16 protein-coding genes are annotated in these 13,748 nt (G+C 70.1%); 7 read left to right on the top strand and 9 right to left on the bottom strand.

All coding sequences use genetic code 11. From position 1 onward, the window contains the following. The first annotated feature begins 40 nt into the window (after window positions 1-40). From ettA to A3G1_RS35820, 4 genes are all read left to right on the top strand, one after another. Complete coding sequence (gene ettA, locus A3G1_RS0120395) at window positions 41-1,717, top strand: energy-dependent translational throttle protein EttA (protein WP_018351336.1); 1,677 nt, start codon at window positions 41-43, stop codon at window positions 1,715-1,717. Beyond that, window positions 1,717-2,118, top strand: coding sequence for a thioesterase family protein (locus A3G1_RS0120390; RefSeq protein WP_018351335.1), 402 nt, complete (start codon window positions 1,717-1,719; stop codon window positions 2,116-2,118). The genes ettA and A3G1_RS0120390 overlap by 1 nt, the downstream gene beginning before the upstream one ends. Next, the gene (locus A3G1_RS0120385) at window positions 2,097-2,666 is read left to right on the top strand and encodes a DUF8185 domain-containing protein (protein ID WP_018351334.1); all 570 of its coding nucleotides are present in this window, start codon (window positions 2,097-2,099) and stop codon (window positions 2,664-2,666) included. The genes A3G1_RS0120390 and A3G1_RS0120385 overlap by 22 nt, the downstream gene beginning before the upstream one ends. A 254-nt stretch (window positions 2,667-2,920) precedes the next feature. Beyond that, on the top strand, window positions 2,921-3,427 hold the full coding sequence (locus tag A3G1_RS35820) for a type III secretion system chaperone family protein (RefSeq protein WP_018351333.1): 507 nt from the start codon (window positions 2,921-2,923) through the stop codon (window positions 3,425-3,427). A gap of 148 nt (window positions 3,428-3,575) precedes the next feature. On the opposite strand, the gene A3G1_RS35815 is transcribed toward A3G1_RS35820, so the two are convergent. The 6 genes from A3G1_RS35815 to A3G1_RS35810 all read right to left on the bottom strand — a co-directional run bounded on the left by A3G1_RS35815 (window position 3,576) and on the right by A3G1_RS35810 (window position 9,552). Beyond that, a complete protein-coding gene (locus A3G1_RS35815) occupies window positions 3,576-3,971 on the bottom strand; it encodes a pyrophosphohydrolase domain-containing protein (protein ID WP_040479033.1) in 396 nt (131 codons plus the stop codon). A 10-nt stretch (window positions 3,972-3,981) separates the two neighbouring features. Beyond that, window positions 3,982-5,370, bottom strand: coding sequence for a M1 family metallopeptidase (locus A3G1_RS0120370; RefSeq protein ID WP_026212327.1), 1,389 nt, complete (start codon window positions 5,368-5,370; stop codon window positions 3,982-3,984). Window positions 5,371-5,415: 45 nt separating this feature from the next. After that, a complete protein-coding gene (locus tag A3G1_RS0120365) occupies window positions 5,416-6,669 on the bottom strand; it encodes a delta-60 repeat domain-containing protein (protein ID WP_026212326.1) in 1,254 nt (417 codons plus the stop codon). Window positions 6,670-6,715: 46 nt separating this feature from the next. After that, window positions 6,716-7,132: a globin gene (locus A3G1_RS0120360; protein ID WP_026212325.1), complete on the bottom strand. Its 417-nt coding sequence runs from the start codon at window positions 7,130-7,132 to the stop codon at window positions 6,716-6,718. Next, window positions 7,107-8,438, bottom strand: coding sequence for an MFS transporter (locus A3G1_RS0120355; RefSeq protein ID WP_018351328.1), 1,332 nt, complete (start codon window positions 8,436-8,438; stop codon window positions 7,107-7,109). The genes A3G1_RS0120360 and A3G1_RS0120355 overlap by 26 nt, the downstream gene beginning before the upstream one ends. Window positions 8,439-8,577: 139 nt before the next feature. Beyond that, window positions 8,578-9,552 carry a mechanosensitive ion channel family protein gene (locus A3G1_RS35810; protein WP_157641236.1) on the bottom strand — a complete coding sequence of 325 codons (975 nt, stop codon included), beginning with the start codon at window positions 9,550-9,552 and terminating at the stop codon, window positions 8,578-8,580. Window positions 9,553-9,679: 127 nt separating this feature from the next. On the opposite strand from A3G1_RS35810, the gene A3G1_RS0120345 reads away from it, so the two are divergent. Continuing rightward, window positions 9,680-10,225: an HNH endonuclease gene (locus A3G1_RS0120345; RefSeq protein ID WP_026212324.1), complete on the top strand. Its 546-nt coding sequence runs from the start codon at window positions 9,680-9,682 to the stop codon at window positions 10,223-10,225. Between the two features lie 41 nt (window positions 10,226-10,266). Here A3G1_RS0120345 and A3G1_RS35805 read toward each other — a convergent pair whose 3' ends face one another. The 3 genes from A3G1_RS35805 to kynU all read right to left on the bottom strand — a co-directional run bounded on the left by A3G1_RS35805 (window position 10,267) and on the right by kynU (window position 12,909). After that, complete coding sequence (locus tag A3G1_RS35805; protein ID WP_018351325.1) at window positions 10,267-10,902, bottom strand: class F sortase; 636 nt, start codon at window positions 10,900-10,902, stop codon at window positions 10,267-10,269. A gap of 141 nt (window positions 10,903-11,043) precedes the next feature. Next, window positions 11,044-11,565 carry a hypothetical protein gene (locus A3G1_RS0120335; RefSeq protein ID WP_018351324.1) on the bottom strand — a complete coding sequence of 174 codons (522 nt, stop codon included), beginning with the start codon at window positions 11,563-11,565 and terminating at the stop codon, window positions 11,044-11,046. 90 nt (window positions 11,566-11,655) lie between these two features. Continuing rightward, complete coding sequence (kynU, locus tag A3G1_RS0120330; protein WP_018351323.1) at window positions 11,656-12,909, bottom strand: kynureninase; 1,254 nt, start codon at window positions 12,907-12,909, stop codon at window positions 11,656-11,658. A gap of 59 nt (window positions 12,910-12,968) precedes the next feature. Between kynU and ctaJ the strand changes: the two genes are divergently transcribed. Both ctaJ and A3G1_RS0120315 read left to right on the top strand, forming a co-directional pair. Beyond that, window positions 12,969-13,244, top strand: coding sequence for an aa3-type cytochrome oxidase subunit CtaJ (gene ctaJ, locus A3G1_RS35800; RefSeq protein WP_083937014.1), 276 nt, complete (start codon window positions 12,969-12,971; stop codon window positions 13,242-13,244). Window positions 13,245-13,257: 13 nt separating this feature from the next. Then, window positions 13,258-13,659 carry a DUF5130 family protein gene (locus A3G1_RS0120315; protein ID WP_051110603.1) on the top strand — a complete coding sequence of 134 codons (402 nt, stop codon included), beginning with the start codon at window positions 13,258-13,260 and terminating at the stop codon, window positions 13,657-13,659. Window positions 13,660-13,748 lie beyond the last annotated feature (89 nt).

Here is a 13,748-nt window from a genome sequence, read left to right as displayed (position 1 = left end):
TTGACCTGATACCCATCGGACCCGGAAGGCTACTGACACCGTGGCGCAGTTCATCTACTCGCTGGAGAAGGCGCGCAAGGCGCACGGCGACAAGGTTGTCCTCGACAACGTGACGCTCAATTTCCTCCCCGGCGCCAAGATCGGTGTCGTTGGCCCGAACGGCGCCGGTAAGTCCACCCTGCTCAAGATCATGGCTGGGACGGAGACCGTCAGCAACGGCGAGGCCCGGCTGATGCCCGGCTACACCGTCGGCATGCTGGCCCAGGAGCCGAAGCTCGACGAGAGCCTGACCGTCCTGGAGAACATCGAGCTGGCGGTCGCCGACACCAAGGCCAAGCTCGCTCGGTTCAACGAGATCGCCGAGCTGATGGCGACCGACTACTCCGACGAGCTGATGGCGGAGATGGGCGTGCTCCAGGAGGAGCTCGACCACGCCGACGCCTGGGACATCGACTCGAAGCTCGACCAGGCGATGGACGCGCTGCGCTGCCCGCCGCCGGAGGCCGAGGTCGGCCCGCTGTCCGGTGGTGAGCGCCGCCGGGTCGCGCTGTGCAAGCTGCTGCTCGAGCAGCCGGACCTGCTGCTGCTCGACGAGCCCACCAACCACCTCGACGCCGAGAGCGTGCTGTGGCTGGAGCAGCACCTCGCCAAGTACCCGGGCACGGTCATCGCGATCACCCACGACCGGTACTTCCTCGACCACGTCGCCGAGTGGATCCTCGAGCTCGACCGGGGCCGCACCTACCCCTACGAGGGCAACTACTCCACGTACCTGGAGAAGAAGGCGCTGCGCCTGTCCGTCGAGGGCCGCAAGGACGCCAAGATGAAGAAGCGGCTCGCCGAGGAGCTGGAGTGGGTCCGCTCCAACGCGAAGGCGCGCCAGACCAAGTCCAAGGCCCGGCTCGACCGGTACGAGGAGATGGCCACCGAGGCCGAGAAGACCCGCAAGCTGGACTTCGAGGAGATCCAGATCCCGCCGGGCCCGCGCCTGGGCAACACGGTGATCGAGGTCAAGGACCTGGTCAAGGGCTTCGACGACCGCACGCTCATCGAGGGGCTCAGCTTCTCGCTGCCGCGTAACGGCATCGTCGGCATCATCGGCCCGAACGGTGTCGGTAAGACCACGCTGTTCAAGACGATCGTGGGCCTGGAGGAGCCGACCAGCGGCTCGGTGAAGGTCGGCGAGACCGTCTCGATCTCCTACGTCGACCAGAACCGCTCGGGCCTCGACGGCTCCCAGACGGTGTGGGAGGTCGTCTCCGACGGCCTCGACCACCTGATGGTCGGCAAGGTCGAGATGCCCTCGCGCGCCTACGTCGCGGCCTTCGGCTTCAAGGGCCCGGACCAGCAGAAGCCGGTCAAGGTCCTCTCCGGCGGTGAGCGCAACCGGCTGAACCTGGCACTGACCCTGAAGATCGGCGGCAACGTGCTGCTGCTCGACGAGCCGACCAACGACCTCGACGTCGAGACCCTGTCCTCCCTGGAGAACGCGCTGCTCGACTTCCCGGGCTGCGCCGTGGTCATCTCCCACGACCGGATGTTCCTCGACCGGGTCGCCACCCACATGCTCGCGTGGGAGGGTGACGACGAGAACGAGGCCAAGTGGTTCTGGTTCGAGGGCAACTTCGAGGCCTACGAGAAGAACAAGGTCGACCGGCTCGGCGTCGAGGCTGCCCGCCCGCACCGCGTCACCCACCGGAAGCTGACCCGCGACTAGTGGCCAGGCACCTGTACGAATGCCCGCTGCGCTGGTCCGACATGGACGCGTACGGGCATGTCAACAACGCGCGCTTCCTCACCCTGTACGAGGAGGCGCGCGTGGCGATGATGTTCATCGACGTGCCGCTGCCGGAGCTGAAGGACGGGGTGGTCGTCGCCCGGCACGAGATCGACTATCTCCTGCCGGTCGGCCACGACGACGCCGTGCGGATCGAGACGTGGATCGAGGAGATCCGCAACAGCTCCTTCGTCGTCGCCTACGAGCTGTTCGCCAACGACAAGCTGGCGAGCAGGGCGAAGACGGTGCTGGTCCCGTTCAACCTCGGTACCCAGCGCCCGCGCCGGGTCACGGAGGAGGAGCGGGGCTGGCTGTCGAAGTGGCTGGAGGAGTCATCCTGACGGAGCTGGGTGCCTTCTGCTCCCGGGTGGCCCGCTTCGGCCCCGGCACGCTCGTCCGGCTCACCGGCGGCGACGCCTGGGCCCGGCTGCCGATCGACGTCCTGGTCACCAGGAAGATCGAGACCACCCCCGGCGTGTACCAGGCTGGCGAGCTCCTCGCCAGCCTGGACGGCACCCCCCTCCCGCCCAGCCGCGACCACGACTGGCGGGGCGCGCTCCCCGGCGGTCCCGGCCGCGTACTCGAGAGCATCCCGGCCGCCGAGCTGCGCGGCATCGCGGAGGCCGCGGCGAGCACCATGCGCTCGGCCAATCCCGCGATCGGCGAGCGCCGGGTCCGCGACGCGCTGCTGGAGCACGTGGCGATCTCGGTGACGGCCGCCGACGGCGAGGCTGCCGAGGTGCCGCTGCGCCTCGTGCTCGGCCTGGCCCGGATGGGCTTCGCCGGCGAGGGTGCCGTCCTCGTCCTCCGCTCGGGTCCGTGGACGGGCCTGCGCGGCGAGCACGGCACAGCCTGGTACCGGCCGTCGCTGCCCCTGCTCACCCGGTAACTCGCGGTCACACAAGATCCACTGTCCGGCCGAGTCGTTCACCATCCGAAAAGATGACCGGATGGGGCCCGATCGGCCTGGTGGTATGCCCGGATTCCCCCGATCGGCCAGGAACTCGTGCTGATTCGGGGGCTGACAGCGGCAGGTTTGCCTGGGTAACGTCGAGTCGCGCCAGAGCCGCGCAGCAAGGCGGCAGGCGTGGCCCAGGGTCACGGCCCGGGCCTGCACATCTCATCCCAGGTGAGGAGCGCACGATGGCGTGGTGGCGCAGGGGGCACGAGGACCCCGAGCCCGACGGCGGCCTGCGGCTCCAGCTTCCCCGGCAGCGGCGGGGCGCTGGTGCCATCACCCCGGTCACGATGGAGCGGGTCGCCGCCTCACTGACCCGGCAGGAGATCCGGCACCTGACCGACGCCGACGGCGCACTGCTGGCCCTCTGGGAGCGGCACGCCGTCCTGTTCACCCTCGAAGGCCCCGACGACGAGATCCTCGTCGTGCGCGCCAGGGCACACGCCACGGCCCCGCTCGAATGGGCCGAGCGCGCCTACGCCGCCGCCAACGAGTGGAACCACGCCCGCCGCTTCATGAAGGCCTACGTCGGCGACCCCACCGAGCACGGCGGCCTCCCGTTCTACGCCGAGATGCAGGTCCCTTTCCTGGCCGGCGCCCACGACGAACTCGTCGACGAGCTCATCGACTGCGCCACAGCAGTAGCCGCCACCTACGTAGACTGGCTCCACTCCGACGCTGGGGTCTTGTGAGGACCCGCTGAGAGCGAATCTGGACTGCGCCTTTTCGGGTCCCACATACAACACCGGTACGAGGGACCCAAAACGCTTGCCAGATTCACTCTCAGCGGGCCACTTCGCGTTAGATCAAAAGCGAAGATCAAACCCTAGATCAAACCCATCATTTTGTACCCGCTGCCTGGCGCTGTAGCACCGCAGCCACGTCCGCAGGTTCAAAATCGGGTCCTTTGAGGACCTTGCCGTCCTCGCGTCGCACCGGCAGCCCGTCCGGCCCGAGTTTCGTCATGTTGGCCCGGTGGATCTCGGCGAGGACGGCGTCGAGGTCGATGCCGTAGGCCAGGGCCGCGCTGTAGGCCACGTAGACCACGTCGGCGAGTTCCTGGGCGATGTGCGCCAGGTCCTCGCCGGCCATCGCCTCGACGGCCTCGGCGGCTTCCTCCTCGACCAGCCGCCGGTGCACGGTCACGTGCTCGGCCGGCGGCAGCCCGGGTGACTCGGCGTGCCGGAGCCCGAAGGCACGATGGAACTCCGCGAGAAACACAGCAGGTGTGGACACCGGCACGAGCCTAGGGCGTCGTCGGCGAGTCCAGCCACTTGTCGATGAGTGGCTTGAAGTCCCGGCCCGTGTGCCTGTTCACGAAGGCCGTGAACGCCGCGCGGTCCTGCACCGAGTTCCGGTGCTCCTGTACCCAGGCCTTCGCGAGCCCGAAGAACTTCTCGTCGCCGAGTGCCTGGTGGATCTCGTGGAGCAGGAGCGCGGTGCAGTAGTAGACGTTCCGCTCGGCGAAGTTGCCGGGGTTCGGGTTGCCGGGCGGGCCGGCCTGGGCCCGGAGCGCGCCGTCCTGGGCGCGGGCTTCCTTGATCCGCTCGCTGAGCCCGCCCTGGTACAGCCACTGGGTGTAGGTGGCCCAGCCCTCGTTCAGCCACACGTCCTTCCATGTCGACGGGGTGACCGTGTTGCCGAACCAGTGGTGGGCGTACTCGTGGAGCAGCACCGGTTCGAGCTGGGCCTGGGAGATGCCGCCGCTCAGCGTGACCATCTGCTGCGTCTCCATGCCGGACGTGCCGTCGACGAGCACGACTCCGGCCGTCGGGAACGGGTACGGGCCGAGCCGTTCCTCCAGCCACGTGAGCAGGGCGGGGGAGCGGCGCAGGCCCGGCAGGTGGTGACCGTCCTTCGCCCGCGTCCACAGGTGCACCGGGAGGCCGCGTGGCCCGGCCACCACCTCGTGCTGGTACTTGCCGACCGCGAGCGTCGTCAGGTAACTCGCCACCGGGTCGGCCGAGTGGTAGGTGAATCCCTTACCTGGTACCGGAGTCCCGCTCGCGACAGCCGACCAGCCTTCCGGCACGGAGATCGTGATGTCGTAGAGGGCCTTGTCGGAGGGCTGGTCGTTGACCGGGTACCAGGTGAACGCGCCGTACGGCTCCTGCATGGTCCACAGTGCCCCGCCCGGTACAGGATGAAGCCCTAGCGTGCCCCCGTCGGGACGGTGAGAGGGCATCGTCACCGGCTGGGGTTTGCCGGCGTATTTCACCACCAGGACGGTCTGTTTCCCCGCCGTCAGGCTGGACGGGACCGTGAGCTTGGTGCCGTCGACCGTGCCGCTGTGCACCGCGCCGTCCACGGTCACGTTCTCGATCCGGTACGCGGAGGAGAAGTCGAGCCGGATCTGCGGCTGCTCGCTGACGGCCCGCATCGTCACCGTCGCCGTGCCCGACAGCGTGCCTGTCTCCGGGGCCCAGGCCAGCGACAATCCATAGTGGAGAACGTCGATGGCCGGGTTGCCGAAGCCCGGGTATACCGGGTCGGCGACCGGGGCCGACTTCCCGGCCGGGTAGCCGGCCTGCGGCGGGGCGATCACCGGGGCGCTGGGCGCTGGACTGGCCGCAGGCTGCGTGGCGGTGCACCCGGCGAGCAGTGCAACGATGGCGATGGATGCTGAGCGGCGCATGCCCAGACCGTACGACGGCCACATCGCGCTCAGATCACGGCACCGTCACCGCAGCGGGAACGCTCCGAGCCTGGCGTGGTACTCGCCGCCGAGCCGCTCCGTGTCGCTGCCGACCAGCAGCCCGCCCGGGTAGGCGACCAGGGCTTCCGTGCCGACGCCACGGCCCTTGCCCGGGTTCCAGTCGAGGGCGAGGCCTGAGGCGGGATCGATGGCCCCGATACCCGGGCGGCTCACCGCACCCGGCCCGGCCGACTTGTCGCCGTACGGGTTGTCGAGCCACTGCTGGTGCCCGCCGACGTACACGGCGGCCCCGGTGATGGCCACCGACAGCAGCGTGTTGCCGCCGGTGTGGTTGACCCAGGCCGGGAGCGCGTCCTCGCCGTCGGCGACGTCGAACCGGGCGGCGCTGTTGCACATCACGCCCGGCCCGGACTGGTGCCCGCTGCTCACCACCACCAGGTACGAGCCGTCGGGGGAGAGGTCGATGCCCCGCAGGTACGTCTCGTACCGGGGGTCGCACTCCGATTCGGCGTACGCCCCGGTCGACCAGTCGGCGACCGTGCCGCCGCCATCCGTGTACGCGACGGCGACCTGCGGGCGCCTGGCGCCCTGGACCCGGCTGAACGTGCCGTCGAAGGCGAGCACCGAGCCGTCCTGGCTCAGCGCGAGCGACTGCACCCACAGCCGCCCGCCCTCCCGGCGCTCCAGCTCCAGGTCGAATCCGGGATCGACAACCCCCGTCCGGCTGTCGAGCCTGGCCAGAGCCGGGCGGTCCACGCCGCTGATGCTCGTGAACTCCCCGCCCGCGTACACGCTGGCCCCCCGCGCGGCGAGGCTGCGGACCATGCCGTAGCCGTCCACCGTGGCCTTGAAGCCCTGGTCGGTGGTGCCGTCCAGGCGCAGCTTCGCCAGCCCCCGGCGGCGGGCCCCGTTGACCTCGGTGAACTCGCCGCCGATCACGACCTCGCCCGGCCCCGTCATCGCCACCGCCCGCACCGGCCCGGCGACGCTGGGCGCGAAGCCCGGCAGCACCTTCCCGGTACCGAGCTGGAAGGCGAACACGTTGCTCCGCCCGTACCGCTGCCCCCGCGAGTCCTCCACAGTGGAGAAGTCCCCGGCGGCCACGACGGTGTCACCGTGCACGGCGAAGGCGTACACGGTGCCGTCGAGGACGTGCGGGGTCCAGTCGGCCGGGTCCTCGCTGACCAGGCCGCCGTGGGCGCGGTCGGCGCTGGCCGGTGAGATGCTGACCAGCCCGGCGAGCAGGATGATGCCGAGTGTGAGCAGACGCCGTCGCATGCCGGGCATAACGAACAGAGCGTGCTTTCGTGACTGAGCGGCTGCCTCAGCCCGGCTGCTCGTCGAAGGAGTTCACCATGAAGTACGCGGCCTTCACGAGGTAGTCCCAGAGCTCGTGGTCCTGCTCGGCGGGGAGCGCGAGGGTGTCGAGGGCCGCGCGCATGTGCTTGAGCCAGGCGTCCCGCTCGGCCGGGCCGATCGTGAAGGGCACGTGCCGCATCCGGAGCCGGGGGTGCCCGCGCTCCTCGGAGTAGGTGCGCGGCCCGCCCCAGTACTGCTCGAGGAACATCCGCAGCCGGTCGGCGGCCGGGCCGAGGTCCTCCTCCGGATACATCGGGCGGATCAGCTCGTCCTGGGCGACCCCGGCATAGAACTCGTCCACCAGCTGCCGGAAGGCCGGCTCGCCGCCGATCGCTTCGTAGAAAGACGTCACCCGGCTATCCTGCCAGCTTGGCCGCCGCATCGTTCGCGGCCTGGGTCTGGGCGATCTCCGCATCGATCACCTCGGCCGAGGGCCAGACGGCACTCGCGACGACCATCGCCACCGCGCCGGCCGCGCACCAGCCGCCGATCACGAACGGCACCCGGAAGTACTGGGTGAGCCCTGCGGCGGCCAGCAGCCCCAGACCCTGCGACAACTGCGTCCCCGTGTTCATCACGCCGAACGCCCTGGCCCGGTGGCTGGACGGCAGCACCTGGACGAACATGCCGTTCAGGATCGGGGTGAACGCGCCGAAGGCGAAGCCCACCACGAACACCATCACGAGCACGACCGGCAGCGGCGGCTCGAGCAGGGCCGGCACCAGCACCACCGGGGCAATGATCACGAGCGGCCGGATCAGCTTCTGCCGGGCGGCCGGGGGCACCAGCCGGGGGATCAGCAGGCCGCCGGCGATCAGCCCGGCAGGTGCCGCCGCCATGATCAGGCCCTGGGCCAGCTCGCCGCGGTTCAGCGCCGCTGCCCAGCCCGCCGCCAGGCCCTCCGGCACCGCGACGAAGGTCAGCGCGGTGAAAACGATGGTCGCGACCGCGCGGGTCACAGGCCGGGAGAACACGATCGAGATGCCCTCGCCGGTCTCCCGCAGGATCGTCCGCCGCTGCTCCGAGGCCAGCGCGGCCGGGCGCGGCACCACGAACACCGCGAGCAGCAGCGCCGAGATCCCGAAGGTCACCGCGTTGAACGCGAGGGTCAGATGCGGGCTGGCCAGGCTGAGCGCCGCCCCGCCCACGTAACCGGCGATCTGCGCGGCCTGGCCCAGCGAGCCGAGCGCGCCGACACTGAGCACATACCGATCGGGGGCGACCATCTTGGGCAGCAGGGCCGAACGGGCAGCCTCGAACGGCGGATTCAGCATCGCCGTCGCCATCAGCAGCGCGAACATCACCGGCACCGGCATGTCGGGCACCGCGACGACCGCGACCAGGCCCATCCTGGCCAGGTCGCAAATGATCATGACCTTCCGGTACGGGTACCGGTCGGCCAGCGCCGCCAGCACCGGCCCGCCGAGCAGCCACGGCAGATACGACAGGGCGAACGCGGCGGCGGAGGCGGGCACCGAGCCGGTCTTCGCGTACACGAGAGCCGTGATGGCGGCCCGTGCGGCGTAGTCACCGAACCAGGACAGCCCGCTGGCCATGAACAAGCCGCGGTACTCGCGGCTGCTGAAAACGTCCCGGTACGTCGCGGGTCGTGGTGGTGGCGGGGCTGGCGCCGGGGCCGCGACCGATTCCTCCTGGTCGGAGGTGGTGCTGCGCGGCTGGTCGGACACGGGCGGTGTGGTCCTTCCTGGCGGCGTCGTCGGCGGCTATCAAGCGCTCACACGCTTGGCTTGCCCCTGAGTTTGCCTGATTGGCCGAGTTTACGGTAGCCCGAAAGGGGGATATCTGATCGACTACAGATGTTAGCGCTCACTGCGGCTGCGCGGGAGGCGCGGGCCGGGTCCGGCTTGCGCTGATCTGAGAGGAGATCCCGGCGTCGTTCAGGGCCCCGGTGACCACGCCGCGCAGGTCCCGGCCGATCCGCCACTGGGCGTCGGAAGAGGTCTTCGCGGTGATCCGCAGTACCGCGCCATCGATCGTGAGCTGCTCGACTCCGAGTACCTTCGGCTCCTCCAGGAACTCCTCGGCGTTCTCCTCCGCCGTGGAGTAGGCGTGCACGGCGGTTCTGATCACGTCGATTGCTTCGTCGGCGTTCGCGTACCCGATCGGCACGTCGAGCACGATCGCCGCCCAGCCCTGGCTCTTGTTGCCGACCCGGACAATCTCCCCGTTGCGGACGTACCACACCACACCACGCACATCCCGGACCGTGGTGACCCGCAGGCCGACCGCCTCGACGGTGCCGTTCGCCTCGCCGACGTCGACGGTGTCCCCGACCCCGTACTGGTCCTCCAGCAGCATGAACACGCCGGAGAGGATGTCCTTCACCAGGCTCTGCGCCCCGAAACCGAGCGCGACACCGACGATGCTGACGCTGGCCAGCACCGGCGCGAGGTTCAGCCCGAACTCGGACAGCACCATCATGAACGCGATCGCGAAGATCAGCGCGCCGCTGGCGGAACGGAGCAGGGAGCCGATCGTCTCCGCGCGCTGCTGACGGCGTTCCGACAGCAGCCCGGCCTCGACCAGGGCCCCGGGGGCCTTCTCCCGCAGCGGCTTGAGGATGGCGGGCATGCTGCCGGTCGTGACCCGCTTGATCACCCGGCCGATCAGCCAGCGGAGCACCACGGCGCCCAGCAGGATGCCGATCACCCGGAACGGCTTGACCAGCAGCCAGTTGCTGCTCTCTGCCACCCAGGCCGGCCAGCCGGTCGTCTCGTACAGCCAATAACAGAAGGTGTCCTTGGCGCACTCGGGCTTCGTGGCGGCATCGGCGGCGATCATCCCCCTTTCGTACCGCATGCTCCGGCGGGCTGGCGCGGCGGGGTTTCCTGCAAGTTCGGGGAAAAGACACGTGCAATCAGCCCCGTCGTCGGGGAGGATAGACACAGTTCAAATCCGGAGGTGCCAGATGGGAGACGGTCCACCAGCTCAACGCTCTGTCGCGTTACTGCTCAACGCGACATACGAGCCCCTGTGCGTCATCTCCATCCGAAGAGCCGTGATCCTCCTCCTCACCGGAAAGGCCGTCTGCGTCACCGACGGCGACGGCCTGATGCACTCGGAGCGCCAGGAGCTGGCCGTCCCCTCCGTGATCCGGCTGACCCGCCATGTCCGGGTTCCCTACCGCGCCCACGTCGGCCTCAGCCGCCGCGCGGTGTTCGCCCGCGACGGCTGGCGCTGCCAGTACTGCCGGGGGCCTGCCGAGACCATCGACCACGTCCTGCCCCGCAGCCGTGGCGGCCCGCACGCCTGGGAGAACGTGGTCGCGTCCTGCGCCAGGTGCAACCACCGCAAGGCCGCCCGCACGCTCGCCGAGCTCGGCTGGCGCCTGCACCCGGCACCAGCGGCCCCGCGCGGCCCGGCCTGGCGCATCCTCGGCCACCGCTCCCCGGACCCCCGCTGGAGCCCCTGGCTCGGTGTGGCCACCGCAGCCCCAGAAGCCCAAGCCGCCTAGGTACACCTCAACGGGTTTGATCTTTGTTCTTGATCTGAAGCTCAGCGGGTCCCTACCAGAGAAGCGAACACCACGACGTTGTCGGCGTAGCCCAGCGCTCCGCCGACATACGCTCCGCCGCACGTGATCAACCGCAGGTGCGGCCCGGTGTACTCGCCGAACACCCGTGCCGTGGGGAACTTCGCCTTCGGGAAGCGTTCCACGCCGTCCACCCGGAACAGTGCCGTCAACTTGTCGGCCCGCGTCACCTCGATCGTCGCCCCCGGCTTGACCTCGCCGAGCTTGTAGAAGACGGCGGGCCCCTTCTTGCCGGACACGTGACCGACCAGGATGGACGGCCCGAGTTCACCCGGGGCCGGCCCGGGCTTGTACCAGCCGGCCAGCGAGGGCTTCTCCAGCGGCGGCAACGCCACGTCACCCTTGTCCAGCCCGACCTGGATCAGCTTCGCGTTGACCCCGATCGACGGGATCCGTACCCGGGTCGGCGTGGCCCGCTTGATCGGCGGCACGCGGAACACGGGAGCGGCCGGCCGCACGGCGCTGCTCGCGGCCGGGGACGCCGGAGCCGGAGCCGCCCAGGAACCGAGACCGATCCCCGCGACGGCGGCCCCGGCGAGGACCAGCAGCCCCGCGAGCCCCGCGAGCAGGTAGGAGTGAGGGCCTCTCTTCCGGATCATCGCCGACCGCGCCGGGTCCAGAGAACGACCTGCGGCGCCGGGGGCTCGTCCGGATACAACACCGGTATCCGGACGAGCCGCCGGCTTGCATCTCGCCCTCTGGACCTCGCCGCGCCTCGGCGAGCATCCGGAAGAAAGGCCCTAGTCCACCAGGGACGCACGGCGGCGCCGCCACGCGAGGACGCCGACCAGGCCGCCCAGCCCGGCCAGGCCCACGCCCGCCGCCGTCATCGCGGCACCGGAGCTACCGCCGAGCGCCACGCCACCCGTGTTGGGCGCGCGGGTCGGGGTGGGCTGCGCCTGGTACACGTAGAGGCTCTGTGAGGCCTTGACGTCGCTGCCCACGCAGTTGGCCGTGATCGTGTACACGCCGGTGGGCGTGCCGGCCGGGATGGTCACGTTGCCCCAGACCGAGTTGTTGCCGATCGACTGGGCCAGCGTGACCGAGCCGAGGTTCGTCGGGCTGAACACCGCGCTGGCCGTCGTGTTCTTGCAGTTGTTCGCGGTCAGCTTGACCACGCCGCCGGTCTGGACGAGCTGTGGCTCGACCACGAGCGCGATGTTGTCCCCTGCCGCCAGTGCCGGTGCGCTCGTCCCGAGCAGCACACCCGTCCCGAGCAACAGGACGGTCCCGGCGGACAGGGTGGACAGTAGCCGTCGCATGCCTCCCCCTTCGGTGGGCCTAAGGGGATCATGCCAGCAATTGTGGTGATTTTTACAGGTACCAGGGAATGGTTCTTGAATGAGAACCGATCACGTGACCCTGGAGCGTTCCGCGGGGAAGGCGTTGTGGCGTCCTTCCTGGACGAGGTCGCGGAGGCGTTCGAAGGCCTCGAAGACGTCCGCGTAACGGGTGTAGAGCGGGGCCGGGCCGATCCTGAGCCGTTCCGGGGTGCGGAAGTCCGGGATCACGCCCTCGGCCTGCCACGCCTGGCAGATCTGCCACGCCTGCGGGTGGTGCAGCGTGACGTGCGCGCCGCGCTGGGCGGCGTCGCGCGGGCTGGCGAGGGTGAAGCCGAGCGGGGCCAGCCACTCGTCGTGCAGCGAGACCATCAGGTCGGTCAGGCCCTGCGCCTTGGCGTAGATCGCGTCGATGCCGGCCTCGGCGGACAGCGAGGCTCCTTCGAGGACTCCGTACAGGCCGGGGACCGGCGGGGTGCCGACCAGGAACCGCTCGATCGTGTCGACCGGGTCGTAGTCCCCGGCCATGCCGAACTGGTCGCGCTGCCCGAACCAGCCCCAGATCGGCTGCCGGAGCTGCGGCTGGAGGTCGGACCGGACGTACAGGAACGCCGGAGCGCCCGGGCCGGCGTTGAGGTGCTTGTACGTGCACCCGACGGCCAGGTCCACGTTCGCGGCGGTGAGCGGGACGGGCACCGAGCCGGCGGAGTGGCACAGGTCCCAGAGCATCAGCGCGCCGGCCTCGTGCGCGGCCGCCGTGATGCCGTGCATGTCGGCGATCGCGCCGGACCGGTACGCGACGTGGGAGAGGGAGACCAGCGCGACGTCGTCGCTGAGGGCCTCGCGTACCCCGGCGAGGGTCACGCCGGTGTCGATGTCGGTGGGGATCCGGCGCAGTTCCAGCCCGCGCGCCTCGGCGAGCCCCGCGAGGATGTACTGGTCGGTCGGGAAGTTGTCGTCGTCGGTGACGATCACCCGCCGGCCCGGCCGGGCGTCGAGCGCCGCAGCCGCCAGCTTGTACAGGTTCACGCTGGTCGAGTCGGACACCACGACCTCGCCGGGCCGTGCGCCGACCACCCCGCCGGCCAGCACGTCGCCGGCCTTGCGGGCCAGCTCGATCCAGTGCGACCAGCCCCGGATGAGCTGCCCGGCCCACTCCTCCTCCGCCGCGGCACGCAGCCGGGCCAAGGTCGACTTCGGCGGGCGGCCGAGCGAATTGCCGTCCAGGTAGATGAGGTTTTCGTCACTCCCGAGCGCGAAACGTTCCCTGAAGGGCGCCAAGGGGTCGGATGCGTCGAGTTTCTCGACGTCAGCGCGGTTCGTCACGTCACGAATAGTAGGCCCCTGGCAGTGGAGCGGGCACCTGCTCCGCTACCGTGATGCTCATGTTTGGATACCCGATGAACACAGTGCTGTTCGTCGTCGGCACCACCCTCGGCGTCGTGCTGTTCCTATACGCCGTCGTCTATGGGGTTGGCGCTCGCCGCGCGAAGCGGTACCGGCCGGGCCGTGCCTTCGAGTTCGCCCCGGTGTGGTTCATGGCGCACCCGGAGCTGAAGGTGGCCGGGCACCACGCGGCACACGCAGCGTTGCCTGCCGTACCTGACGCGGCGCACGTGGCCGCCGCCGGAACGAAGGGTGGGGCCAGTGGCAAGTGGTAAAGCGGTAGCCGTCATCGACCGTGTCGAGGACCCGGGCCCCCCGTGGTACCCGGAGGTCGTCGACGGGCCGTTCACCTCGCGGCAGCTGATCCGGATCGACGAGGCCCTGCGCCTGGCCGACCAGGAGAGCCGGCTGACGTTCAGCATCTACGTGGGTGACCTGCACGCCCCGGTACGCGGCGCGGCCGAGAAGCTGCACAGCGAGCTCGCCGACCCGGACAACAGCGTGCTGATCGCCGTGTCGCCCAACCAGCGGATCCTGGAGATCGTGACGGGCGAGGCCGCCCGCCGCCGCCTCCCGGACCGGGACTGCGCCCTCGCGGCGTTCTCGATGACCGCGGCCTTCACGGGCGGCGACCTGGCGGGCGGCATCGTGGCCGGCCTGAGCCAGCTCGCCTCGCACGCCGCGAAGTAACCGCACATACCCCAGCGATACCCACCCCTCGCAGACCACGGAAAACGCCCGGGCCGCACCGTAGCGGCCCGGGCGTTCTCTCGTTCCAC

It is taken from the genome of Longispora albida DSM 44784 (assembly GCF_000379825.1).
Lineage (GTDB): Bacteria > Actinomycetota > Actinomycetes > Mycobacteriales > Micromonosporaceae > Longispora > Longispora albida.
The sequence above is the reverse complement of the archived record's forward strand: the minus strand, read 5'-3'. Positions and strand labels throughout refer to the sequence as shown.

Excerpts from the sequence above, each read along its gene's own strand:
- A3G1_RS35820 (WP_018351333.1), top strand. The coding sequence starts at position 2,921 with ATGGCGTGGTGGCGCAGGGGGCACGAGGACCCCGAGCCCGACGGCGGC.
- A3G1_RS0120370 (WP_026212327.1), bottom strand. The coding sequence starts at position 5,370 with ATGCGCCGCTCAGCATCCATCGCCATCGTTGCACTGCTCGCCGGGTGC.
- A3G1_RS0120365 (WP_026212326.1), bottom strand. The coding sequence starts at position 6,669 with ATGCGACGGCGTCTGCTCACACTCGGCATCATCCTGCTCGCCGGGCTG.
- A3G1_RS0120360 (WP_026212325.1), bottom strand. The coding sequence starts at position 7,132 with ATGCGGCGGCCAAGCTGGCAGGATAGCCGGGTGACGTCTTTCTACGAA.
- A3G1_RS35810 (WP_157641236.1), bottom strand. The coding sequence starts at position 9,552 with ATGATCGCCGCCGATGCCGCCACGAAGCCCGAGTGCGCCAAGGACACC.
- A3G1_RS0120345 (WP_026212324.1), top strand. The coding sequence starts at position 9,680 with ATGGGAGACGGTCCACCAGCTCAACGCTCTGTCGCGTTACTGCTCAAC.
- A3G1_RS35805 (WP_018351325.1), bottom strand. The coding sequence starts at position 10,902 with ATGATCCGGAAGAGAGGCCCTCACTCCTACCTGCTCGCGGGGCTCGCG.
- A3G1_RS0120335 (WP_018351324.1), bottom strand. The coding sequence starts at position 11,565 with ATGCGACGGCTACTGTCCACCCTGTCCGCCGGGACCGTCCTGTTGCTC.
- ctaJ (WP_083937014.1), top strand. The coding sequence starts at position 12,969 with ATGTTTGGATACCCGATGAACACAGTGCTGTTCGTCGTCGGCACCACC.